This window comes from Geobacter pickeringii (genome assembly GCF_000817955.1).
Taxonomy (GTDB): domain Bacteria; phylum Desulfobacterota; class Desulfuromonadia; order Geobacterales; family Geobacteraceae; genus Geobacter; species Geobacter pickeringii.
Genome location: NZ_CP009788.1, coordinates 236,344 through 258,674, shown reverse-complemented (window position 1 = coordinate 258,674; position 22,331 = coordinate 236,344). Strand labels below are relative to the sequence as shown.

Below are 22,331 nucleotides of genomic sequence, written 5' to 3'. Positions count from 1 at the left end.
GGTGCGATGACCTTACGGCTCAATCCTGATAATGCTGCCAGGATCGGTGACGATCTCTCCCACCTCTGCGACAACCGGAACATTCCGTCTAGCAAGCTCCTTCATCAGTTGTTCGACATCTCCAGCAGGAAGCGCAACAAGCAATCCTCCCGAGGTTTGGGCATCTGCCAGGACCAGAAGTTCATCCTCACTCACGGCCGGTGCAGGCGCAAGGCGATCCCTTAAATATTCAAGGTTACGACGGCTTCCGCTAGGGACAACCCCTTCCCGCACCAAGCCCCATGCTTCTTCAAGGACCGGCACAGACGAGAGGTTGATGACGGCTCCGACACCGCTGCCGCGAACCATTTCGGAAAGATGCCCCAGGAGGCCGAAGCCGGTCACATCGGTGCAGGCGTGGGCGCCAACGCTTGCCATCGCCTCGGCGGCCCCCTTGTTGAGAGCCGTCATGACCTCGGTGGCCGCGGCAATGGTTTCGGCGGAAACCGTCCCCTTCTTCATGGCGGTGGTGATAATCCCCAAACCCAGGGGCTTGGTGAGGATCAGCCGGTCGCCCGGCCGGGCTCCGGCATTGCTTATGACTTTGTCCGGATGGATGACGGCGGTGACCGCCATGCCGTATTTCGGCTCCGCGTCCTTGATGGTGTGGCCGCCGATGATGCTGATCCCCGCTTCCGCCGCCTTGTCGGCCCCTCCCTGGAGAATCCTCGCCAGGATATCCAGCGACAGGGTGTCGGCGGGAAAACCGGCGATGTTAAGGGCGAAGAGGGGGGAAGCCCCCATGGCGTAGATATCGGAGAGAGAGTTGGCGGCGGTGATCTGGCCGAAGGTGTACGGGTCGTCCACCACCGGGGTGAAATAGTCCACCGTCTGGACGATGGCGAGGGTGTCGCTCACCCGGTAAACTGCCGCGTCGTCGGCGGTCCTGGTGCCGATGATGACGTTGGGATCGGTGATGCTGGGTAGCTGGCTCAAGACTTGAGCCAGGTCCTGGGGACTGAGCTTGGCCGCTCAGCCGGCGCAGGATGCCAGGGCAGACAGGCCTGTCTCGACGTGATTGTGGGTAATCCCGCCCCGGATGGCGCGAAGCTCCTTCACCTGCACGGCGATCACCTCCGCCGCACGCTCTATCTCCTCGGCAGTGGTAAGGCGGCCGAGGCTGAAGCGGACCGAGCCGAAGCCCTGCTCCCGGGAGGTGCCCATAGCCTTGAGCACCCCGGAGAGCTCGCCGCTGCCGTCATGACAGGCCGAACCGGTGGAGGCGGCGATCTCCGGCGTTCGGGCCAGGAGGTCGGCACCAACGACCCCTTTGAAGCTGACGTTGAGGGTATTGGGAAGACGGTCCGTGGGGTGACCGTTCAGTACGACGCCGTCCACCAGCTCCCGGAGCCTGGCGTGGAAGCGCTCCCGCAGCGCAAGGACCCGTTCCCCGTCGCCGGCCAGGCGCTCCGCAGCCAGCTCCGCCGCCTTGCCTAGCGCGACGATGGCAGGAACGTTTTCCGTCCCGGCCCGGCGTCCCCCTTCATGGCCCGCCCCGTGGAGGTAGGGGTCGATCTTCACGCCGCGCCGGACGTACAGGGCACCGATCCCCTTGGGGGCGTAGAACTTGTGGCCGGCCACGGTGAGAAGGTCCACCCGCAGCTCATCGACCCGCGTCGAAACCTTCCCCACCGACTGGGCGGCGTCGGTATGGAAGAGAACCCCGTGCTCACGGGCGATGGCGCCGATCTCCGCCAGGGGCTGGATCGTTCCCATCTCATTATTGGCGTGCATGACGCTGATCAGGATGGTGTCGCTGGTAATCGCCCGCCGCACCGCTTCCGGGTCGACGAAGCCGGTGTCGTCCACAGGAAGCAGGGTAACGGTGAACCCCTGTCCTTCGAGCCACCGGAGCGGATTCAGCACGGCCGGGTGCTCGATGGCGGTGGAGATGATGTGCTTTCCTTTTTCCCTATTGGCGAGAGCGGTGCCGATGAGCGCCTGGTTGTTGGCCTCGGTGCCGCCGCCGGTGAAGACGATCTCCGCTGGATCACACGTCAGCAGGGACGTCAGTCGCGCCCGCGCCAGATCCACCGCCTGCCTGGCCTTCTGGCCGTAGGGGTGGTTACTGGAGGGATTACCGAACCCTTCCCGCAGGTACGGCAGCATTTCATCCACGACTAAGGGGTCGATGGGAGTGGTCGCGTTGTAGTCAAGATAGATCGGGTTCATTGAATCGCCCTCCACCTTAAAATAAAAGCCTATCGTTTTTATAGACTTTTTATACTACATGAACACTGGCTTGTCAAACAAGGTGATCGACAAAATAGATCAACCATAGACCGTATTGACCACCACGGCGGGAAGAGTCGAGGAACGCCTCCCGGAGCGACTGAAAGGGGAGAATACCGATTATTTATCGTGCGTCAGCCAACATTGCCCATCCGATGTTGAAGGCCTGCAGGTTCTTCTCGGGGAATCGCGGAATCCGCTCGTAGAGCGCACGCACGATGCTCCCGGTGGAAATGAGGGGAAGCTGTCCGCTCAGGGCTCCGAGCATGATGACGTTGGCGAACAGCTCGTTTCCCAGTTGTTCGCGGCCGGCCGCCTCGGCCGGGACCGCCAGGTGGCGTGCGGCCACGGAATCGTCCGGTTCCACCTGTCCGGGATCGTACAGGATCGCACTCTCAGATGTGCAGAGGCCCTTGAACCTGCCATAGGCGACGCCGGACAGGGCGCAGAAGAAATCGGGGCACTCCACCACCGGGCTGTCGATGAACCGGTCGGAGATCACCACCTGGCTGCGGACGTAGCCGCCGCGGGTCTCGGTTCCGTGACTGATGAGCATCGTGGTGAAGAGCCCTTCGTTCACCGCCGCCTGGCCGAGGATCTGGCCGAGCCGCACTACCCCCTGGCCGCCGTATCCGCTGATGAGGATTTCGGTCCTGCTCATGCCGCGTCCCCCTTCCCGGCCCGCTCGGTGTAGCTCCGCAGCCGTGCGCCGAACTCTGGCCTGCTCCCGCTCGCGTCATGGATGATGCCGGTGGCGAGGCCGTCCGCTCCCGCACCGTAGCGCTTGCGGAACCAGTCGTAGACCTCGGCAAGGTTACGCGTGCCGAGCGAGTGGACCCCGAAGTGGGTCACACAGGGGTAGACGAGCTGCACGAGCGAGAAGCCGCGGTTGAGGAGCGCCTTCTGGATGCTCTCCACCGGCGCCTGGCCGTCGAGCACCGTATGCCGGGCGAGGAAGGTGGCTCCCGCCTCTTTGAGGATGCGCAGGACGTCGAAACCGTCTTCGGTCCAGTTGGGCTCCCACATGCCGTAGGGGCTGCTGTCGGTGCGGGCGCCGCCGGGGGTGGTGAGGCCATACTGGCCGCCGGTGGACTGGTAACCGAGGTTGTCGCAGATGATCACCGTCATGTCGACGTTACGGCGCGCCGCGTTCAGCAGGTGATTGAAGCCGATGGTGAAGGCGTCGCCGTCGCCGGCGGTGATGATGATCCGCTTCTCCGGCGGGAGCGCGAGCCGCAGTCCCGTGGCGAGGCAGTAGACCTGGCCGTGGGTTCCGGCAAAGGTGTCCCCCTTCCAGGTGGCGAAGGTCTGGCGGCCGGAGCAGCCGATGCCGGTCCCCCAGACCACGTCTTCCGTTTCGAGCCCGAGCTCGTCGGCTGCTTCAAGGACCTTGCGGTGCGCCAGTCGCAGCCCGCACCCCCGGCAGGCGGTTCCGGGATATTTCTCCGGACGGAAATACTTTTCAGCCAGCCGGTCCATCACCATGCCTCCCGTTCCCAGCCGCTGCGCGCGAGCGGCTCGTTCCGCAGAATCTTCCCCACCGTCTCCAGCAGTTCAGCCACACTCGGCAACTCACCGCACTTGCCGAAGAAGTGGGTGCGGCTTCCGTCCGGCGCTGCCCGCTGCACCTCCCGCACGAGCTGTCCGTCCCAGTTGAGCTCCACCGTCAGGTACGCCGCCGTGCGGGTAAAGAGATGATCCTGAAACGGCCAGAGCGACACGAGCCGGATGCCGCCCACCTTCAACCCCCGTTCTCGCGCCGCGAGCACCGCGCTCTTCACGACCCGCGACGGCGTGCCGTAGGAGACGAGGATCATCTCCGCATCGTCCACGAACCACTCCTCCGCTTCGTCGATGAGCGCCCGGTTGGAGCGGATTTTGTGAATGAGCCGCCAGGCGTGGCGGTGCTGCCACTCCACCTCTTCGGTGTCGTGGCCCCGTTCCGTCGGGGTCCAGTCGGAGCAGGCGCCGCCGGTGTTGTGGCCCAGAACCACGGGAGGGATGTCGATGGCGTCGGTGGAGGGGTAAAAATCGGGGCCGGGATGCACGGCCCGCTCCACCCGCTCCAGTCCCAGCTCCCGCTCATCTTCCGCCGTCTCGGGGAGCAGGAGCGTCTCCCACCCGTCGGTCACCATCTGGTCCGCCAGGACGGTGACCGGCGTGCGGAACCGCTCGGCCAGGTAAAAGGCGCGCACCGTGAGGCGATAGGCCTCCTGCACCGACGCCGGCGCCAAGACGATGGTTTCATAGTTGCCGCCATGGGTGAGGTAGCGGCTCAGGTAAAACTCCCCCTGCCCCGGAGCGCCGGTGATGCCGCTCACCGGGCCGACCCGCTGCGAGTTGACGACAACCACCGGAATCTCACTGCTGACGGCCCAGCCGAAGGGATCCGCATAGAGGATGAAGCCGGGCCCGGAGGTGGCGGTCATCGCCTTCATCCCCCCCATGGCGGCGCCGTTGCAGATGTGGAAGGAAGCGGTCTCGTCCTCGGCCTGGAGGTAGTAGCCCCCCACCTGCGGCAGCAGCCGCGACATGTTCTCGGCGATCTCCGTCGCGGGGGTTATGGGGTACCCGGCGAAGAGCCGGCACCCGGCCCAGATGGCGGCCTCGGTTATGGCCGCGTTGCCGGTGTCGAAGGTTCGTTTCATGGGTTGCCTTTCGGTGTCAGATACACGTCCACAAGCCGTCTCCGCTGGAACTTCCCGCTCGGCCCCTTCGGGAAGTCGTCGACAAAAAGAATCTCCTTCGGCACCTTGAAGCCGGCGAGGTGTTCCCGGCAGAAGCCGGTGATCCGCTCCGCGTCGATCTCCCGATCCGGGCGGACGATGACGAACGCCACCACCTCCTCGCCGTAGAGCGGATGGGGCACGCCGACCACGCTCGCCAGTTCCACCTCGGGCAGGCGGTGGATGACCTCCTCGACCTCCCGGGGCGAGATCTTCTCGCCGGCCCGGTTGATGAGCTCTTTTTTCCGCCCGGTGAGGAAGAGATAGCCGTCGGCGTCCAGGTAGCCGAGATCGCCAGTATGGAACCATCCGTTGCGGAACGCCTCGCGGTCGGCCTCCGGGTTATCGAGATAGCCGCCAAAGACGTTGGGCCCCGCCACTCCCACCTCTCCCGTTTTCCCGACCGGGAGCGGCGCGCCGTTCTCCCCCAGGATGGCGATGACGTTCCCCACGGGCAGCCCCGCCGACCCCACCTTGTGCGGCTGCGGCGGAAGCGGATTGGTGGTGACCTGCGCAGAGGCCTCCGAGATGCCGTACGACTCGATGACTGGAACTCCGAAGCGGCGCTCGAACTCATCCAGCACCGCCACCGGGAGCGATGCCGACGCCGAGCGGGCGAAGCGTAGCGTCCGAAGCGTCTCCGCCGGCGGATCGGGCCGCGAGAGGAGCAGCGAGAGGATCGTCGGCACGCCGCTGAACCAGGTGACGCCGTACCGGGCCACGAGCTCCCAGAAGGTATCGGACCGGAAGCGGTCAGGCACCACCACCGGCATTCCGGTCAAAAGCGGCGCGAGCAGCGTCACGACCAAGCCGTTGATGTGGAAGAACGGCAGCACGCAGAGCGCCGTGTCCTCCGGAGCGAGCCGGTGGGCATCGCGGACGAACGAGGCATCGGCCAGGAGATTCCCGTGGGAGAGCGGAACCCCTTTTGGCATACCGGTGGTGCCGGAGGTGCAGAGGATGAGGGCGCGGCTGTCGCTGCCGATCCGGCCGCGCTTTCTGGCGACGGAGACCGCCCGGAGCCGGGCGAGAATCCTGATGTTGAGCTCCGGCATACCGTGTGACGTCAGATCGACCCAGGACCCGTCAAGGGAGGTGCCGAGCTGCGGGCGGTGCGCGCCGTCCATGATGATGAACAGCGGGGCGGACAACGAGAGGATTCGCGCCGTCTCTTTGGCCGTCATGCGCGGATTGATCGGCACCACGACGCCCCCTGCGCCCATGACACCAAGGATGGCCGCTGCCGCCTCGACACCGTTCTGCAGCATGATGGCGACCCGGTCGCCCGGGCAAAAACCGGAAGCCGTCAACTCCTCCTCTATTCGCCCGGCATAGGCCGCCATGGTGCCGAAGGAGATCGTCCTCCCGCCTGCCGGGTCATGCAGGAAAGGGCTGCTTTCCCGCCTGCGCGCCTGCACACCGAGGAGGTCTCCGATGGTTGCGGGAACGGGTGCCGTCATGGGCTTGCCGTTTATTCCACCGAGAGTGCACATTCGATTTCCTACTTCAACCCCGTCCGCCTCAAGTAGCTCGGATCAAACAGCTCGGCGAGCTCAAAATCCTTCTTTAGTACCTTGGTCTCCTTGAGAAAATCCTTCACGGAACCGAGCGCCTGACGATCCTTGTCACTGACGGCGAGCCCCCAGTTGTACCGCTTGGTGATCTTCTGGACCACCGGCAGCGGGAACTTCGCTTCGGCTGCTATCGCTTCTTGCGCCGCCTTCGGGTTCCTTCTGAAGAAGTCGATGCCCCGCTTCGTCGCCCTGATGAAGGCTTCCACCGCTTTCAGGTTTGCCTTGCCAAACTCGTTTCTCGTCAGGTAGACGTTCACGGCACGCTTCACGCCATCTGAAGAGGCGAGCACCTTCCCGGTGCCGGAGAGCTCGATGTTGGCCACAAACGGTTCCCAGGTGGCAATGGCATCGACGTTCTTCGTTTCGAGCGCCTTGGCGAGATCCGGCGCCGGCAGGTTCACGAGGCGGATGTCGGACGGTTTGAGGCCATGCTTGGCCAAGAGCAGGTAGACGAAGTGATGGGCGCTCGACCCGACCGGGGCCCCGACCTTTTTCCCCTTCAAGTCGTTCACTTTTTTAACAGGCGAATCCGGCGCGACGAGGAGAGCGTTATGGGCGGGGTCGAGACCGGCGTTGGCAATGACCTTGATATCGATTCCGGCCGCGCGCCCCGAAACGGGGGGCATGTCGCCGGTGTGGACGAAATCGAGCCGGTCACCGGCCAGCGCTTCGATCATCGGCGGGCCGGAGAGGAAGAGGTTGTACTTCACCTTGAGCCCGAGCTTCCCGAACTCCTCGTCGTAATACCCCTTGGCCTTCGTGAGCAGGATCATGGTACTGGCGGCCTGGTAACCGATACGGACTTCCTTTTCCTCTTTAGCGGCAACTGCGGCGGACGATACGCCGAATATGAGGAGTGCTGCGGCTGCAAATAGCCTCTTCATTGGATAATTCCTCCTTGTGGTGAATGGTACCTGTACATCCAACAGGGGTCAGATGGCATACGCAAACGGCTGCTGCACCGCCCCGAAAAACTCCCCGTAAATCTCCTTCCTTATCTGGACGAAGTCGAAGCTGCTCCGGTCCCGCGGCCGCGGCAGTTCCACCGGGACGATCCTGCCGATGGTGCCGGGGCGGCTCGTCATGACCACGACGCGGTCACCGAGGAAGATCGCCTCGTCGATGTCGTGCGTCACGAGGATCATGGTCGTCTTCTCCGACTCCCAGATCCGCAGCACCTCCTGCTGCATCTGGATCCGCGTCAGCGCATCGAGCGCCCCGAACGGCTCGTCCAGCAGCAGGACCTTCGGCCGGTTGACGAGGGCCCGGGCGATACTCACCCGCTGCTGCATCCCGCCGGAAAGCTGGTGCGGATAGGCCCTCTCGAACCCGGCGAGGCCGACGAGCGCAATGTGCTCCGCCACCACGCTCTTCTTCTCCTCCGCGCCGGTCCCCTTCCGGCAGCCGAAGGCGATGTTCTCGTCCACCGTCAGCCAGGGGAGAAGCCGCGCCTCCTGGAAGACCATCCCCCGGTCCACCTTTGGCCCGGCGATCCGCTCGCCGCCGAGGCTGATCTCGCCGTGGCTCGTCTCCTCCAGCCCGCCGATGAGCCGCAGGAGCGTGCTTTTGCCGCAGCCGCTGGCGCCGACGATGCTGAGGAATTCTCCGGGCCGCACGTCGAGATTGATGTCGCCGAGCGCCTGAACAACGCCGGTGTCGATGGTGAACGACTTGCCGACCCGCCGGAGGCTGAGATGCTGACCGTGCCGTTCCGCCATGATTTACCCCCTCACGTTCACGTTCCACTTCAGCAACCGCCCCTCCAGCCGCCGGAGCAAAAAGTCGATACCCAGCCCGGTGATGCCGATGGAGATCACTCCGACCAGCATCACGTCGGGCTGCGAAAGCTCCCGGGCGTACATGATCATATAGCCGACGCCGGCGGACGCGGCGATCAGTTCGGCGCCGATGACGCTCATCCAGGCGATGCCGATCCCGACCCGAAGGCCCGTGAAGATCGACGGCAGGGCCGATGGGAAGATCACCTTCAGCAGAAGCGTCGCCCGGCTCTTTTCAAGGATGCGCGCCACTTCGAGGTACTTCTTGTCAGTGCTCCGGATCCCCTGGATCACGTTCAGCAGCACCGGCCAGAAGCTGCCGATGGCGATGACGGTAACCTTGGAGCCTTCGTCGATCCCCATCCAGAGGATGAGGACCGGCACCCAGGCAATGATCGGGATCGGCCTGAGCAGGCCGGTAATGAGGGTCAGTGCCCGCTCCAGCCGGCGCGACAGGCCGATTCCCGTCCCGACCAGCAGCCCGAGCCCTCCCCCCACCGAGAATCCCTGGAGGACCCGCAGGAGGCTCACCCGGAGATGACCCAGGAGCTCCCCGGACTTCACCATCTCCACGAGGGTGTCCCAGATGGTGGACGGCGCCGGCAGGATGATTGGACTGATCAGCCCTTGGCTGGAAAGGGCCTCCCACGCGAGGAGGATAAGCACCGGGACAATCAGCGGGAGTAAAAGATAGTTGGTCCATCTGCGGATCGCGCGGGTGTCGAGCGCGGTCACCTGCCCTGCCCGTGCTGTTCGGGTTTCTGCGTATTCCATGGCGTTGCCCCCTTCCGGCATGCTCACGCGGTCCGCGCCAGACGGTCGAGGTGGCGGAAGGACGGATGCGCCCGTTCCTCCTCACTTTTCCGCGTCTCGAACCGCTCGTCCGCCACCTCGTCCGGCTCGATGACCCAGACCGCCGCCAGTTCCACGTCGCCACGCTGCTCGCGTACCTCCTGGTAGTGCTGGAGGAAGAGATCGCCGGTGATGTGCGTCTTCACCGGACGTCCCTTGATCTGCCAGCGCTCGCCGGCTTTTCCCCCTACCGCCACCGCCACCCTGCCGTTGAACCAGATGCTCCGGACGAGGTTGCGGTTCGTGCCGGAGGACTCCAGCAACTCCAGGTAGAGCAGGTTGCCGTGCTCATCCACCCGGATCGTATCGGTTACCACCGCTTCCGGAAAACCGTTGCCGTCGAGCGTCGCCAACACCGTGGTCGTGGCGGGATCGTGGATGAGGTCGATGATGTCCTTTGTGAGTTTCTTCGCCATGTCGTCCTCCTAGAGCAGCCGGGACAGATCCGAGTCGGGATGGTTCCCGCAGCGGCGGTAGTCGTCGAAATCGACGCCGAGGCCGTATTTCGCCCGCAGGTCGTGGAGCCCCTGGGCGAGTTGCACGTAGTATTCGAGGGAGGCGTTCTGCTGGTCGCGGAAATACGAGCCGGGGCGCGGCACCCAGACGATGTAGACCGTGGTGACCCCCTTTTCCGCAAGGTCCTCCGCCTCCGCCAGCGTCGCGGCAAGGGCGTTGTCCTCCGAGGCGAAGGCGCTCAGTTGAGCCAGTTCGGTCCCGGCGACGAGCCCCGTGCCAACGTTGCCGCGACCGAAGATGTCCACCGCCCAGACGAGCCGTTCCTTCCAGCCGTGGTAGCCGACCCATTTCGACTTGCCGGGGCAGACGAGATCGAACGCCCGCTGGTCGAGCACCTCCAGGTCGCTCGTGTAGCTAGTGAGCCCGGTCTGCTCGTAGAGCCGGGCGAGCTGGCGCTCGTTGTAGGCCGAGCCGATGAGCTGGCTCGGGAACTTCTTCGTCGCGAAGTTCTCGCCGATGGCCTGCAGGGTCTCGATGTAGAAGTCCACCTCGCGGTCGAACAGCTCTTCCCCCTTCAGGACCGAACCGGCGGTGAGGCAGATGTTGGTGAAACGCCCCGGCTCCTTCAGCGCCTCCCGGACCGTTTCGGAGACATCCTCGGGCCGCAGCCGCGTCGGCACGCCCACCTCGTCCTTCTGCTGTTTCGTGTGAGTGACGATGTCGCAGAACCGGCACCCCCTGTCTTCCGCCCAGAAGTGGCAATAGCTCGACTGGAAGATATTCAGCCGCTGGGGCCGCGCGCTCGCCACGTGGCTCATGGGAATGCCCGAGCTGGTCTTCTTGTCGTAATACTTCGGCTTGGGCCAGAGGTCGATGAACTCGATCAGCTTCCCCCCGTCGGTCAGCGCGAACTTCCCGTCCACCAGATCGACCAGGTACGGGTCCTGCCCCTGCGGCGTCGGATCTGTGAGGATGGTCGTCCCGTCGCGCAGGAGCAGCGACTCGGGGAGCGGCTTGATGGCGCCGTCGCGCGAACCGAAGAGATAGGGGCTGCGCATCTGGTGGACCTTCTCGTCTACCGCACCGAGCGACCGCTCCGTGTAATGGACGCCGCGCCGCTGCACGTCAATCTTCACCGCGATCAGCCGCGGGAACCGCGGATATTTCTCCACCACCTCGTCGAGGCTCAGCTCTTCCCGGATTCTCCATTTCACCGCAACCGACATAGGCTTTCTCCTCGTGTTTTTTACCTTTCCGCCCTTTCCCCACCGCCTCCGCTCATGCCGTCTTCCTGAAGACCGCGTTGCGGAGCTGCTCCGCCTTGTCAGTCCGCTCCCACGGCAGGTCGAGGTCGGTGCGGCCGAAGTGCCCGTAGGCCGCGGTCTGCCGGTAGATCGGCCGGCGCAGGTCGAGTTGCTCGATGATCGCCGCGGGACGAAGGTCGAAGTGCCCGGCCACGAGGTCGGCGAGATCGGCGTTGGAAAGCTCGCCGGTGCCGAAGGTCTCGACGAAGATCGATACCGGCCGGGCAACGCCGATGGCGTAGGCGATCTGGACTTCGGCCCGGCGGGCGAGCCCGGCGGCGACGATGTTCTTCGCCACGTACCGCGCGGCATAGGCGCCGGAGCGGTCGACCTTGGTGGGATCCTTGCCGGAGAAGGCCCCGCCGCCGTGGCGGGCGAAACCGCCGTAGGTGTCGACGATGATCTTGCGGCCGGTCAGCCCCGCGTCGCCGTGGGGCCCGCCGATGACGAAGCGTCCGGTCGGGTTCACGAGGATGCGGGTCCTGTCGTCGATGAGTTCCGCCGGAATCACCTTCCTGATCACCTTTTCGATGATATCTTCCCTGATCTGCTCCAGCGTGACCTCCGGAGCATGCTGCGCGGAGATGAGGACCGTATCGACCCGTACCGGCGTCTCCCCTTCGTATTCCACCGTTACCTGGCTTTTGCCGTCCGGGCGGAGATAGGAAAGCTCGCCGCTCTTCCGCACCTCGGTGAGACGGCGGGTCAGCCCGTGGGCCAGCGCAATGCTCGTCGGCAGGAATTCCGGCGTCTCGTTCGTTGCGAAACCGAAGACCATCCCCTGGTCACCGGCGCCGACGGAGTCGAGATAACCCTCATGGGACTTACCGTGGCGAATCTCCAGTGCCCGGTCGACCCCCTGGGCGATGTCGGCCGACTGCTGGTCGAGGGAGACGAGAACGGCACTGTGCTCGGCGTCGAGGCCGAAGGAAGTGCTCGTGTAGCCGACCTCGGCGATGGTATCGCGGGCAACCCGCGCCACGTTCACATTCGCCTTCGACGAGATTTCGCCGAAGAGCAGCACCAGACCGGTGGTGACGCTCGTCTCGCACGCCACGCGCGAAGCCGGGTCCAGCGCCAGGTACGCGTCGAGGACCGCGTCGGAAATCTGGTCCGCCAGCTTGTCCGGGTGCCCCTCGGTTACCGATTCAGAAGTGAAGAGATGCCGTCTCGTTGCCATGTGTCCGTCTCCTTTCGTGTGTCACGCGCCGAAAACAAAAAAGGCCAAGCATTCAGCCGCGGGAAACGGCTAAAGCTTGACCTCCGGTTGTTCCGGTCAGCCAGCTACGCTGATGAGTCGTTAGATATGGACCGCCCGCGACTCCCTTCATCGGGTATTTCACCGGCGGATTGTGCAACACCTGTTTCTATTTAATCTATTTATTTAATAGACTAAATAGCACCAAAATTTTGCGCTGTCAATGCAAAAAACCCTCGGCCATCGAACAGCATGAAATCTCGTCCGTATTTCGTGCTATCTGTCCCTTCGATTGTCGTTGCACGCCGCTATTCCCAGCGGCTGATTCTCTTTTGTTTCCCGAACCGGAGCGAGCCAGCCTCCGATCAGCTTCAGGACACCATCCACGGAGAGGGCGAGCCCCGTTATCACCGCCGCTCCGGCAAAGATGCGCGCCACGTGGTAGCTCTCCTGGGCCTGGATCACCAGCCAGCCGAGCCCCGACGACGCCCCCATCATCTCTGCGGCGACCAGCATGATGAAGGCATAGCCGGCGGAAAGACGCAGGCCGGCGAAGATCAAAGGAGCAGCCGAGGGAAGCACTACCGAGACAAAGAGCTTCAGCCGGCCGATACCAAGGGAGCGGGCCGCCTTGATGAGAAGCGGGTCGGCGTTCCGGACGCCGTTCATGGCACTGAAGGCCACCGGCCAGAGACAGAGCCAGCCGATGATGAAGGTCTTTGCCCCTTCGCCAATCCCGAGAAACAGGATGATGATGTGAAAGAGGACCACCGGGTTCGTCTGGGCAAAGAGCTCCATGAGGGGCTCCAGGGCCGCCTGGAGCCGGGGGAACCACCCGCCAACCACAAGGCCCAGGGGAAGCCCCAGCACCACCGCTGCCAGGAAGCCCCCCAGTGCCCGTTGCAGGCTCACGAGGGCGTGGGTCTGCAGATCTCCACCCTGCCAGAGCCCCGCGATGTTCTCCACCACCGCTGAGAGAGGGGGGAGGAAGACGGGATCGACAATGCCGGTGTGGGGAAGGAGTTCCCAGAGGGCCAGGAACAGCACTAGCGGTATCGCCCCGATAATGGGGATGCCCTGCTTCATTTCGACTTCCCTCCGTCGGCAAAGGGATCCCACCCGTTCAACTCCTGCTCAAGTCTCTTTTCTTCCTCGACACGTTCCGGCGTCGGCGGGCCGTGCGTGCCATGGTGACTATGCCCTCCCGAGACGGCTGCCAGATTCACCCGCCGCGTCTCCCACCCTCCGACGACAAAGAGCAGTGCCAGGAGCACCGCCACTAAGACCACCCCACCCTTACCGGGTCGCAGCGCTGGTCGCGCCGGCCGCCCCGAAACCGCTTCCGACGGCGCCTCACGCCAGTCAAAAAGTCCCTGCTCCAGGGTCAGGAGCCCCCGATTCAGGGCGTAGCCGAGAAAGATGATCGCGGCGGCCCCCGCGTAGAGCTGCGGAATCTGGAAATTCATGGCCGAGTTGTGGACGAGCCACCCCACCCCGGCGTTCGCCCCCAGCATCTCGGCGGCCACCAGCATGAAGAAGACGAGGCCGGTACCAATCCGCACGCCGGTAAAGATGGTCGGCAGCCCCCCCGGAAAGAGCACCGTCCGGTAGAGTTCTACTCCACCGACCCCCAGGGCGCGGGCGGTTTTCACCAGGAGCGGGTCCACCGTGCGGACCGCGGTGACTGTGTAGAAGAGGATCGGCCAGAGTGAGACCCAGCCGATGACTGCAACCTTCGCGGTCTCACCGATCCCGAAGAAAAGGAGAAAGAGCGGCAGGAGCGTGAAGGGATTCACCTGGCTGAGGAGTTGCAGAAGTGGCTCCAGCGCCGCGCCGACCCTGGGAAAGCGCCGCCCCAGGAGAAACCCTGCCGGCACCCCGATCGCCACCGCCACCGCAAGCCCCGAAAGCCCGCGCCATGCACTTACCAGGAGATGGGACGCGAGGGTTCCCTCCTCCGCCAGCCTTCCGAAAGCCCGCAACACGGTTGTAAATGGCGGCGCGAAGTACGGATCGATCCAGCCAACCCTCGGCGCCGTCTCCCAGAGAAGCAGGAAAATGGCTACTCCCGATAAGCGGAGGAGGCGGTCGGTTATGGCGTCGAGCGTCTTGGTCATCCTTTACCCCGTCGTCATAATGCCGCCGTAGGTGAGATCGCGTCGGCCACGGCCACTCCTGCGGGGCGCACCATCACTTCCCCCGGCCGGTTCTGAAGAAGTTCCCAAATCTTGTGCCGGACCCAGCCGAACTCGGCCGACGAGCGGATATCGCCGGTATGGCGGGGACGGGGGAGATTGATGGAAACCACCTCCTTCAGCGTACCGGGATTGGCCGTGAGGACCGCCACCCGGTCAGCGAGGAAGACCGCTTCCTCTATGCTGTGGGTGACGAACACAATGGTCTTTTTCGTCTCCTCCCAGATGCGGAGCAGTTCGTCCTGGAGTATCTCCCGGGTCTGGGCGTCGACGGCGGCGAACGGCTCGTCCATGAGGAGGACTTCCGGGTCGTAGGCCAGTGCCCGGGCAATGGCGACCCGCTGCTTCATCCCGCCGGAGAGTTCGTGAGGGAAGCGCTCCTCGAACCCCTCCAGGCCCACCAGCTTGATGAAGCGGCTGCTGATGTCACGCCGCTCCCCCTTGGGAACCTTTTTCACCTCCAGGCCGAACTCCACGTTCTGCCGCACTGTCCGCCACGGGAACAGGGCGTACCCCTGGAGGACGATCCCCCGGTCGAGGGCCGGTCCGGTGATCTTCTTGCCGTCGATGTAGGCCGCCCCGGAACTCGGAAAGGCAAGCCCGGCCAGGATATCGAGAAGTGTCGACTTCCCGCATCCCGATGGCCCCACGAGGGCGAGTAACTCTCCGTCCCGCACCTCCAGATTGATATCCTTGAGGGCGATGAATTCACGCGCATCATTCCCCCTGGTCCGCTTCAGGTGGTAGATGCGGTTCAGTTCCTTAACTTCGATCTTCGGTAGCACCGGTGTCTCTGACGGTGATGCAAGCGTTGCCATATGGAGCCTCCCTGTTCATGGTTTCCGGGGGAACTGACCGTACGCGAACGCCACGTCCTCGATCAGTGCCAGTCCGCCCCGGTAACCGGCGTACGTCCTGTCGATTATGATCCGGTCGTGGACCGGAAATGCCACGCTTAACAGCGTGGCGTTAAGGTCGTTGGCGGCGATGGCCTTTTCCCGCGAGCTGGCGAGAACGAATTGAAGTGAATGTTCCTGCAGAAGGTGCCTGATCCGCCACGGATCGGTTTCGAAGAACACCCGGGGAATGACGGGGCACCTGATCCCGTCGGTAAGGTTTCTGGTGATAAAGCCGCGCGACTCCTCCGGCGGGTTATCGGTAATGACAACTATCTCGGGCTGCCAGCCCAGCTCGTTGGCGCCGTAGCGGGCAAGGCCGACCGCGGTCGGAGAATCGGCCACGATCCCCACGGGGGCATTGAGAAGCAGATCCCTGGCCGTATCGTCCACGCAATCGCCAGCGAGGACGGAATAGCGCCCTTCCGCTGCAATCACCTCCTCAATCCGCGCCTCGCGCAGCCTGAGCATCTTGCCGACGATGCGGAGGAAGGCGTTCGTGTCCCGTGGACCCACCGGCACCGAGGCAAAAACGGCAAAGGGAATGCCGAACCGTTTTTCGAACTTCTTTGCCGCCTCAAGTCCGGAGGAGGACGAGAAGACCAGGGTAAGCTCCGCAGCAGAAATCCGGCGCAGAGCCTCCGGACCGGTGGTGAAGACGATGTTGGCTTCCACCCCCACTCTGGCCAGAAGCTCCTTCAGGACACGGAGGCTGCCCCTCCAGAAGACGTGCTGCTGTGGCACGACCCCGAGGATGGTGACGAGCTTCCGCTCCCTCGGCTGCTCCACGAGAATCTCGTCGATTACCGTCTCAAGGTAACGCTCGTAGCCGGCATAGGAAAAGTCAGCCAAACCGTTCGATCCTGCGAGGTCCGACACCCCGAAATGGGTGAACTCCTCTTCGCGGCGCAACACTCTCACGGTTCCCATAGCCTGCAACTCCTTTATCCGGCAGTTACCGGAACCATCCCACGTCATCCGTCACGTCATCCGTGAGAGGGCTGCCTCCACCCCACCACCCTTCGCTCAACGAAACTGAAGAGCTGATCGAGGGATAGCCCCAATAACGCAATCACCACCGTTGCGGCGAAGAGCCGGGGTATCTGGAAGTTGACCTGGGCATTCCAGACGAGCCAGCCAAGGCCACGGCTCGCACCGATCATCTCGGCGGCGATCAGCATGAAGAAGGCGGTCCCCGACCCCATCTTCAGCCCGGAAAAGATGGAGGGGGCGGCAGCCGGCAGGATCACGCGGAAGAAAAGGGTTACGATTCCCGTACCCATTGACCGGGCCGACTTGACCAGGAGCGGGTCGATCCCCTTCACGCCGGTGATGGTGCGAAAGAGAATCGGCCAGAGGCAGACCCAAAAGATCATGGCCCCCTTGGAGAGCTCCCCGATCCCGAAGAGGAGGATGAATAGCGGGAAGAGGGAGAAGGGGTTAATTTCGCCAAGGAAACGGAGCACCGGGTTCACGAGCCGCTCGAAGGTACGGAAACCGCTCCCGAGCAGAAAGCCAAGAGGCACCGCCACCAAGGCCGCGGCGACGAAGCCGGCCGATGCCCTCCCCAGACTCACGAGGATGTGGCCCGTCAGTTCGCCGTTTTCCGCGAATTCAGCCAGGGTCCGCACCACCACCGTCGGCGGGGCGATGAAGGTCTCGAACAGTCCCCCCAGACGGGGAGCCAGTTCCCATGCGGCAAGAAACAGTAGGATGGACACCTTGTCGATCCATCGCGACGCAGAAAAAATGGATTTGTTTTCGCCTACTGTCGTCATTACCTCCTCCTTTTACCGACGCCTGCCTGCGTTCACGCAACCCTGACCTCTTCTCTCCACCGGACAACCCGCCCCTCCAGCCAGCGGATGCCGTAGTTCAGCGACATGCTGAGGAGGGCGATCAGGACGGCCGCCAGAAAGAGACGTGGAATCAGCGAGTTCACCTGGGCGTTGTGGACGAGCCAACCGAGCCCCTGGCTCGCGCCGATCATCTCAGCGGCGATCAGCATGAGAAAGGCGACCGTGGCCCCGATCCGCACCCCGGAGAAGATGGACGGGAGTGCCGCCGGCAGAAGAACCCTGGTAAAGAGGATCAGTCGTCCGCTCCCCATGGAGCGGGCCGACTTGACCAGCAGCGGCTCCACCCCCTGCACCCCGGCGATGGTGGTGAAGAGGATGGGCCAGAGGCACGACCAGAAGATTATGCTGAACTTGGCCAGTTCTCCGATACCGAAGAAGAGGACAAAGAGGGGGAAGAGGAAAAAGGCGTTGATCTGCCCCAGAAGCTGGAAGAGTGGCCGAAGGAACCTCGTGAGCCGAGGGAAAGCTCCCCCCAGAACGAACCCGATGGTGAGAGCCGCCATCACGGCTGCCGCAAGCCCCTGCAGGGTGCGCCAGAGGCTCGCCCCCACATGTGAGGCAAGCTCCCCGGAGGCAGCCAGCTCCCACCCCGCCCGGACGATGGCCGAGGGGGGCGGGAAGAACTGGGAATCAATCCAGCCGAACCGTGGCGCCGTTTCCCAGAGGAGAACCAGCGCCGCCAGCCCGTACCAGTCGAGAAGACGGTCGTTGAGTGCCGAAAGGCCATGCCCTGCCTTCGCGAGCCAGACCTTGCCGGTCCGGTCCGCCGCGGCTTCTTCATGTCCTTCAGCCGCCTCCGGCAGAATACCTCTCAGAATAAGTCCATCGGCCTGCTCATTACGATATCCACCCATGACCGTCCCTCCTTTCCGAAGCGGCGCCCGCCTTGGCGCCATCAGCGTCAGATAGCCGCCGCGACGCCCCGCACCTCGCCGGTCTCCATGGCCAGGAGCGTGTCGGCCCACTTAAACGCCCATTCGTGAAGCTCCTTGTCATTCAGGGGAGACGGCACTTTCGACTCGGTGTGGTTCCATATCTTGTTTGCCAGGGTCTTGTAGACCTTTGCCTGCTCCGAGTCGGGGAACGCCTCGATGGTGGTCTTCCCCTGAAGCTCGCTCTGGGTCACCGTTACCGAACGGGGGACGTACTCCACCACCTGGGTCTTGGTGTTTGAGACAAAGTCGTCCACAATCTCGCGGGCATAGTCGGTGTTGATGGAGTTTGCGATTACCCCCCCCAGAAGCGCCCCGCCGTTGTTGGAATACTTCTGAATCCCCTTGAAGAGGTTATTGGCGGCGTAGACCGCCATGAAGTCGGCCGACGATACGGTGAAGACATGTTCGGCGATTCCTTCACGCACCGGCACCGCGAAGCCGCCGCACACCACATCGCCGAGGACGTCGTAGACCACGATGTCCAAGTCCAGCTCCTCAAAAACCCGCAACTGTTTCAGAAGCTCCACCGAGGTGATGATCCCCCGTCCCGCGCAACCGACCCCTGGAGCCGGTCCCCCCGCTTCTACGCAATAGATTCCGTTGAACCCCTCGAAGATCACCTCGTTGCTCTTCACGGTCTTCTTCTCCCGAAGGGTATCGAGGATGGTCGGAACGTAACCGCCCCCCCGCAGGGTCGTGGTGGAGTCGCTCTTGGGGTCGCAACCGATCTGGAGCACTTTGAGCCCTGCCACCGACAGCGCCGCACTGATGTTGGACGTGGTGGTCGATTTCCCGATCCCACCCTTGCCGTAAATTGCGATTGTTTTGACCTTCTTTTTCGACATCGTCTGTTCTCCTTTTCCTGATTGATGTATCAACGTCCGTTTCCATTCATCCGAAACTTCTCGGTCCTGTCGATCTGGGCAATCTTACCTTCCTGAACGACGATGGTTATGGAGCCGTACCTGACCGACCGGAGCAGCTCCGCCACCCTCTTGGCCGTATCCGGCGTAAGCACGTCATCCCGCCTTCTGACAATTATTGTTTCCTGTCCCATACGTCGCCCTCCGCTCTAATACGATTTCAACCACCTGCCGCCGGGACAGCGCACCGTGCCCCAGCCCCCTCCTCACCGATCAGCCCCACAGCATCTGCCCGGCACTGGCGGCAGTTGCGGAACTGGCCGATCACCCGCTCGCCAATGCTTCGCACCTCCTCCAGATACTTGGGCGACGGCGGCGACACATGGGCCATGTCTGCCTGGGGGATAAGGGGCATCACGTTCATGACTGCGGCCCCCAGCGCCTTCACCCGCCGGGAGATCAACTCGATCTCGCCGTCGTTCACGCCAGGGATCAGGACGGTATTGATCTTGACCACGATCCCCAGTTCCGCAGCCCGGGCAAGCCCCTCCAACTGATTGGCGATGAGGATCGACGCCCCTTCGGCACCTGAGTACCGCTTCCCCTGATAAAAGATGTGGGAGTAAATCTTCGCGCCAACCGCCGGATCGATGGCATTGATGGTGATCGTGAGGCTCCCGAGTCCCAGGGCGCCGAGGCGGTCCACCGTCTCCGGGAGGAGGAGGCCGTTGGTGCTGAGGCACTTCACGAGATGAGGGAACTCTTCCCTCACCAACCGGAATGTCTCAAAGGTCTCCTCGTTGGCCAGAGGGTCACCCGGCCCGGCGATCCCCACCACCTTGATGATCGGGCCGAGGGTCTCGCTCGCCACCACCTCACGGACTTTCTCCAATGCCTCCTGGGGGGTAAGGATGCGGCTCGCCACACCGGGGCGCGACTCGTTCACGCAGTCGTGCTTTCGGGTGCAGTAGGCGCATTTGATGGTGCAGCGTGGTGCCACCGCCAGGTGGATGCGTCCGTTCTTGCGATGGTCACCCCCGAAGCAGGGGTGACCCTGGATATTCCGTCTGCCGCTGCAGGATGTCGCCATGGCCTCCTCCTTGCGCGAAAAAAAAGAGGCCAAGGTAAGAACCTTGGCCTCCAGTTGTCTGGTCAGCTTATTTCTATAATGTCTATTTTTTAGATAGACTATTAGTTATTTAAAAAAATGTCAACCTGTTTTTCCGAAAAATATGAACTAACCGGTCAGGCGTTTCGCCTCCACGCCTTCATCACCAAGCAGCGCGTCGAACCAGTCGAACGCCCTCTCGTAATGGATGTCATGGCCGCCGTTGAATATCTCGAAGAAGAAGCGCTCCGCTCCCGCCTCCTCGAGCTTTTCGGCGAGCCACCAACTCTGGCGATACGGGACGACATCATCGTAACGTCCGTGGTGCACGGAGAGCGTCGCGGCCGACAACTCGTCGATAAAATAAATCGGCGAGCGGTCGCGGTACTCCCGGTCGGTTGCGGAGTCCTGCCCTGGCCCTCCGCCGCAGCAGGCGGCCACATGGCCGGCGTAGTCGGGATTCTCGCCGTGCCAGGCTGCAAGATCGGTGATGGGCACCCAAGCGCTCACCCCTTTCCACCGCTTTGGAGCCAGGGCTGCCATCATGAGGGCCATGTGTCCACCGCCGCTGCCGCCGAGGATAAAGATCCTTTCCAGATCGACGGCGTATTCGGACGTAACCGTCTCCACGGCGTCCAGAATGTCCTGGCGGGCCAGAGGAGAGGCGCAGGCCTGTCGCGCACGCGGATTATCGGCGAGATTAGGACCGCGGAACTCCGGCAGAAGGAGCGCCCATCCCCGCTGGCGGCAGAACGGGAGCATGTGATGCAGCTGATTGAAGCGGTTATAGCTCCAGGTGTGAAGCCCCACCACCAGCGGCACGGGACGAGCACCGCCGGGGTGATGGAAGAGAAATTCCTCCCGCGATCCGTCATGGGACGAAACGCTCGTAAGCTCAAGAATATCTGAAATCCCCATGGCTTTTCCTCCCGCCTTTTTTGGAATTCTAGCAAAGACAGAGGACTGACGTCAATAAATACATACTTGGTCTATTTATTTAATAGTCTTTATTCTTACATCAAAGGGATGTTCGGATTTGTGCGTTGGCGTTAATCCCCCCGCGCCACCTTCAACAGAACCCGCCAATCATCCCCAAATCGCCCCATCGCTTCGCAGTTGCACGAGATATCCGAAAAGAGCAGATACCGGAACGCGACAGCCGACAGGCTTCTGAACACCGGCCGCTGGAACTGGGCGACGATCTCCTTTTCCCGGCTGTCGGGCGCTACAAGAAAGAAGTCGCACTTACGATCCCCCAGCGACGACGCAAGATCGAGAAGCCGCAGCATCCCGGAATAGATGGAGGTGCTCTTCTCGATCTCGAAGGCGCACTCGATCTGCCGGCTCTCCCGGTTGAACCAGATAACGTCGATGAGCGAGACCGTGCGCAGCACCTCTGGCGCCATCTCCAGTGGCGGCAGTTCCGGCAGCGTCAGAGACTGGAGGCTGACACCGTTGTGCGAGCGCATGCGGTCATTGGCGGCGACCCAGACGTCGTAGCCGAGATCGCGTCCCATCTTCGTCAGTGTCAATTGCATCTCCAGATGCGAGTTCTCTTCCCCCTGTTCTCGGCGGACTTCCTCGTGCCGCTTCTTCAGCGCCTTCTCAAGCTTCGCCCGGTCGAATTCCAGCGCGGTCTCGAAGTTACCGGCAAGCGCGATCTTCCCCATCCCCACATCGAAGAAAAGTCCTGATATCGCCCCCAGGTCCTTGGAGAGTGCCGGCTGCAATTCCTCGTTGACGCGGATGATGGTCTCGCGCATCTCCAGGTATGTCGGCCAGGAGCCGAGTTTTTTGTTGTCGCCGAAGACGGTGTTGAAGCCGTTCAGCATGGCGGTATTGAAGGGGGGCATGTGGGTCGGGTGAAGGAAATAGAGGATGTTGGCGACAGCGGGGCCGAGCCCCTTGATGCGCCGGTCGTCCAGGGTGAGAATCTCGCGGATGAGACGGTCGGCGGTGGAGCAGGAAAGACAGCTTTCCAGAAAACGGCCGAAGGCAGCCTTGTTCTCTTCATTTTCGTAGATGTCCGGGATACGGAGCTTCGGCTTCCAGTAGAACGGATGCGCCGCCCCCTCGAAGACCTGCTTCTGCTCCGTGATGCAGGAGAGGACGAATTCCAGCGGCGATCCCTTGAAGTCATTTGGAAAGCTCCCCCGCTTGATCGCCTCGATGACGTCGAGGACCCCGCGCCGGATGGAACGGAACGCTTTCGTCCGCGCCTCGCCCTCGATGAACCAGGTGTTGTAGACCGACTCCGGATCCGCCTTGTACCGCTGGACCAGTTCTTTCAGGTTTGCCGCCATTCGTCCTCCCAAA

At 63.0% G+C, this 22,331-nt stretch carries 23 protein-coding genes; all 23 read right to left on the bottom strand.

Translation table 11 applies throughout. The features are described from left to right. Window positions 1-12 precede the first annotated feature (12 nt). Window positions 13-1,032 (bottom strand): selenide, water dikinase SelD, encoded by a 1,020-nt coding sequence (gene selD, locus GPICK_RS01160; protein ID WP_269078677.1) that lies wholly within the window; start codon window positions 1,030-1,032, stop codon window positions 13-15. Further along, complete coding sequence (locus GPICK_RS01155) at window positions 1,012-2,211, bottom strand: cysteine desulfurase family protein (RefSeq protein ID WP_039739776.1); 1,200 nt, start codon at window positions 2,209-2,211, stop codon at window positions 1,012-1,014. The genes selD and GPICK_RS01155 overlap by 21 nt, the downstream gene beginning before the upstream one ends. Before the next feature lie 184 nt (window positions 2,212-2,395). Continuing rightward, the gene (locus GPICK_RS01150; protein ID WP_039739775.1) at window positions 2,396-2,932 is read right to left on the bottom strand and encodes a 2-oxoacid:acceptor oxidoreductase family protein; all 537 of its coding nucleotides are present in this window, start codon (window positions 2,930-2,932) and stop codon (window positions 2,396-2,398) included. Continuing rightward, complete coding sequence (locus GPICK_RS01145) at window positions 2,929-3,750, bottom strand: thiamine pyrophosphate-dependent enzyme (RefSeq protein ID WP_039739773.1); 822 nt, start codon at window positions 3,748-3,750, stop codon at window positions 2,929-2,931. Before GPICK_RS01145 ends, GPICK_RS01150 begins: the two co-directional genes overlap by 4 nt. After that, entirely contained in the window at window positions 3,750-4,919 is a 1,170-nt protein-coding gene (locus GPICK_RS01140) for a 2-oxoglutarate ferredoxin oxidoreductase subunit alpha (RefSeq protein ID WP_039739771.1), read from the bottom strand. Before GPICK_RS01140 ends, GPICK_RS01145 begins: the two co-directional genes overlap by 1 nt. Then, window positions 4,916-6,457 (bottom strand): AMP-binding protein, encoded by a 1,542-nt coding sequence (locus GPICK_RS01135; protein WP_039745103.1) that lies wholly within the window; start codon window positions 6,455-6,457, stop codon window positions 4,916-4,918. Before GPICK_RS01135 ends, GPICK_RS01140 begins: the two co-directional genes overlap by 4 nt. A 41-nt stretch (window positions 6,458-6,498) precedes the next feature. Further along, window positions 6,499-7,455, bottom strand: coding sequence for an ABC transporter substrate-binding protein (locus GPICK_RS01130; protein ID WP_084201306.1), 957 nt, complete (start codon window positions 7,453-7,455; stop codon window positions 6,499-6,501). A 48-nt stretch (window positions 7,456-7,503) separates the two neighbouring features. Continuing rightward, complete coding sequence (locus GPICK_RS01125; RefSeq protein WP_039739767.1) at window positions 7,504-8,289, bottom strand: ABC transporter ATP-binding protein; 786 nt, start codon at window positions 8,287-8,289, stop codon at window positions 7,504-7,506. A 3-nt stretch (window positions 8,290-8,292) separates the two neighbouring features. Further along, window positions 8,293-9,123 carry an ABC transporter permease gene (locus GPICK_RS01120; RefSeq protein WP_052263476.1) on the bottom strand — a complete coding sequence of 277 codons (831 nt, stop codon included), beginning with the start codon at window positions 9,121-9,123 and terminating at the stop codon, window positions 8,293-8,295. 23 nt (window positions 9,124-9,146) lie between these two features. Then, on the bottom strand, window positions 9,147-9,617 hold the full coding sequence (locus tag GPICK_RS01115; RefSeq protein WP_039739765.1) for a hypothetical protein: 471 nt from the start codon (window positions 9,615-9,617) through the stop codon (window positions 9,147-9,149). 9 nt (window positions 9,618-9,626) lie between these two features. After that, entirely contained in the window at window positions 9,627-10,883 is a 1,257-nt protein-coding gene (locus tag GPICK_RS01110) for a radical SAM protein (protein ID WP_039739764.1), read from the bottom strand. A gap of 52 nt (window positions 10,884-10,935) precedes the next feature. Continuing rightward, window positions 10,936-12,141, bottom strand: coding sequence for a methionine adenosyltransferase (metK, locus tag GPICK_RS01105; RefSeq protein ID WP_039739762.1), 1,206 nt, complete (start codon window positions 12,139-12,141; stop codon window positions 10,936-10,938). A 294-nt stretch (window positions 12,142-12,435) separates the two neighbouring features. Then, the gene (locus tag GPICK_RS01100; protein ID WP_084201305.1) at window positions 12,436-13,245 is read right to left on the bottom strand and encodes an ABC transporter permease; all 810 of its coding nucleotides are present in this window, start codon (window positions 13,243-13,245) and stop codon (window positions 12,436-12,438) included. After that, window positions 13,242-14,276: an ABC transporter permease gene (locus tag GPICK_RS01095; RefSeq protein WP_084201304.1), complete on the bottom strand. Its 1,035-nt coding sequence runs from the start codon at window positions 14,274-14,276 to the stop codon at window positions 13,242-13,244. The genes GPICK_RS01100 and GPICK_RS01095 overlap by 4 nt, the downstream gene beginning before the upstream one ends. Before the next feature lie 14 nt (window positions 14,277-14,290). Further along, window positions 14,291-15,172 (bottom strand): ABC transporter ATP-binding protein, encoded by an 882-nt coding sequence (locus GPICK_RS01090; protein ID WP_039739759.1) that lies wholly within the window; start codon window positions 15,170-15,172, stop codon window positions 14,291-14,293. 15 nt (window positions 15,173-15,187) lie between these two features. Next, the gene (locus GPICK_RS01085) at window positions 15,188-16,180 is read right to left on the bottom strand and encodes a nitrogenase component 1 (protein ID WP_052263225.1); all 993 of its coding nucleotides are present in this window, start codon (window positions 16,178-16,180) and stop codon (window positions 15,188-15,190) included. Between the two features lie 56 nt (window positions 16,181-16,236). Beyond that, window positions 16,237-16,971, bottom strand: coding sequence for an ABC transporter permease (locus GPICK_RS01080; RefSeq protein ID WP_236685605.1), 735 nt, complete (start codon window positions 16,969-16,971; stop codon window positions 16,237-16,239). Window positions 16,972-17,060: 89 nt separating this feature from the next. Further along, window positions 17,061-17,963, bottom strand: a complete 903-nt coding sequence (locus GPICK_RS01075; protein WP_084201302.1) for an ABC transporter permease — start codon at window positions 17,961-17,963, stop codon at window positions 17,061-17,063. Between the two features lie 47 nt (window positions 17,964-18,010). Continuing rightward, the gene (gene nifH, locus GPICK_RS01070; protein ID WP_039739757.1) at window positions 18,011-18,889 is read right to left on the bottom strand and encodes a nitrogenase iron protein; all 879 of its coding nucleotides are present in this window, start codon (window positions 18,887-18,889) and stop codon (window positions 18,011-18,013) included. A 29-nt stretch (window positions 18,890-18,918) separates the two neighbouring features. Beyond that, window positions 18,919-19,101 carry a YezD family protein gene (locus GPICK_RS01065; protein WP_039739755.1) on the bottom strand — a complete coding sequence of 61 codons (183 nt, stop codon included), beginning with the start codon at window positions 19,099-19,101 and terminating at the stop codon, window positions 18,919-18,921. 26 nt (window positions 19,102-19,127) lie between these two features. Then, the gene (locus tag GPICK_RS01060; RefSeq protein WP_039739754.1) at window positions 19,128-19,997 is read right to left on the bottom strand and encodes a radical SAM protein; all 870 of its coding nucleotides are present in this window, start codon (window positions 19,995-19,997) and stop codon (window positions 19,128-19,130) included. Between the two features lie 147 nt (window positions 19,998-20,144). Further along, entirely contained in the window at window positions 20,145-20,933 is a 789-nt protein-coding gene (locus tag GPICK_RS01055) for an alpha/beta hydrolase family protein (RefSeq protein WP_052263224.1), read from the bottom strand. Between the two features lie 131 nt (window positions 20,934-21,064). Continuing rightward, complete coding sequence (locus GPICK_RS01050; protein WP_039739753.1) at window positions 21,065-22,318, bottom strand: hypothetical protein; 1,254 nt, start codon at window positions 22,316-22,318, stop codon at window positions 21,065-21,067. Between the last annotated feature and the right edge of the window lie 13 nt (window positions 22,319-22,331).

Excerpts from the sequence above, each read along its gene's own strand:
- GPICK_RS01155 (WP_039739776.1), bottom strand. The coding sequence starts at position 2,211 with ATGAACCCGATCTATCTTGACTACAACGCGACCACTCCCATCGACCCC.
- GPICK_RS01150 (WP_039739775.1), bottom strand. The coding sequence starts at position 2,932 with ATGAGCAGGACCGAAATCCTCATCAGCGGATACGGCGGCCAGGGGGTA.
- GPICK_RS01145 (WP_039739773.1), bottom strand. The coding sequence starts at position 3,750 with ATGGACCGGCTGGCTGAAAAGTATTTCCGTCCGGAGAAATATCCCGGA.
- GPICK_RS01140 (WP_039739771.1), bottom strand. The coding sequence starts at position 4,919 with ATGAAACGAACCTTCGACACCGGCAACGCGGCCATAACCGAGGCCGCC.
- GPICK_RS01135 (WP_039745103.1), bottom strand. The coding sequence starts at position 6,457 with ATGACGGCACCCGTTCCCGCAACCATCGGAGACCTCCTCGGTGTGCAG.
- GPICK_RS01130 (WP_084201306.1), bottom strand. The coding sequence starts at position 7,455 with ATGAAGAGGCTATTTGCAGCCGCAGCACTCCTCATATTCGGCGTATCG.
- GPICK_RS01125 (WP_039739767.1), bottom strand. The coding sequence starts at position 8,289 with ATGGCGGAACGGCACGGTCAGCATCTCAGCCTCCGGCGGGTCGGCAAG.
- GPICK_RS01120 (WP_052263476.1), bottom strand. The coding sequence starts at position 9,123 with ATGGAATACGCAGAAACCCGAACAGCACGGGCAGGGCAGGTGACCGCG.
- GPICK_RS01115 (WP_039739765.1), bottom strand. The coding sequence starts at position 9,617 with ATGGCGAAGAAACTCACAAAGGACATCATCGACCTCATCCACGATCCC.
- GPICK_RS01110 (WP_039739764.1), bottom strand. The coding sequence starts at position 10,883 with ATGTCGGTTGCGGTGAAATGGAGAATCCGGGAAGAGCTGAGCCTCGAC.
- metK (WP_039739762.1), bottom strand. The coding sequence starts at position 12,141 with ATGGCAACGAGACGGCATCTCTTCACTTCTGAATCGGTAACCGAGGGG.
- GPICK_RS01100 (WP_084201305.1), bottom strand. The coding sequence starts at position 13,245 with ATGAAGCAGGGCATCCCCATTATCGGGGCGATACCGCTAGTGCTGTTC.
- GPICK_RS01095 (WP_084201304.1), bottom strand. The coding sequence starts at position 14,276 with ATGACCAAGACGCTCGACGCCATAACCGACCGCCTCCTCCGCTTATCG.
- GPICK_RS01090 (WP_039739759.1), bottom strand. The coding sequence starts at position 15,172 with ATGGCAACGCTTGCATCACCGTCAGAGACACCGGTGCTACCGAAGATC.
- GPICK_RS01085 (WP_052263225.1), bottom strand. The coding sequence starts at position 16,180 with ATGGGAACCGTGAGAGTGTTGCGCCGCGAAGAGGAGTTCACCCATTTC.
- GPICK_RS01075 (WP_084201302.1), bottom strand. The coding sequence starts at position 17,963 with ATGGGTGGATATCGTAATGAGCAGGCCGATGGACTTATTCTGAGAGGT.
- nifH (WP_039739757.1), bottom strand. The coding sequence starts at position 18,889 with ATGTCGAAAAAGAAGGTCAAAACAATCGCAATTTACGGCAAGGGTGGG.
- GPICK_RS01065 (WP_039739755.1), bottom strand. The coding sequence starts at position 19,101 with ATGGGACAGGAAACAATAATTGTCAGAAGGCGGGATGACGTGCTTACG.
- GPICK_RS01060 (WP_039739754.1), bottom strand. The coding sequence starts at position 19,997 with ATGGCGACATCCTGCAGCGGCAGACGGAATATCCAGGGTCACCCCTGC.
- GPICK_RS01055 (WP_052263224.1), bottom strand. The coding sequence starts at position 20,933 with ATGGGGATTTCAGATATTCTTGAGCTTACGAGCGTTTCGTCCCATGAC.
- GPICK_RS01050 (WP_039739753.1), bottom strand. The coding sequence starts at position 22,318 with ATGGCGGCAAACCTGAAAGAACTGGTCCAGCGGTACAAGGCGGATCCG.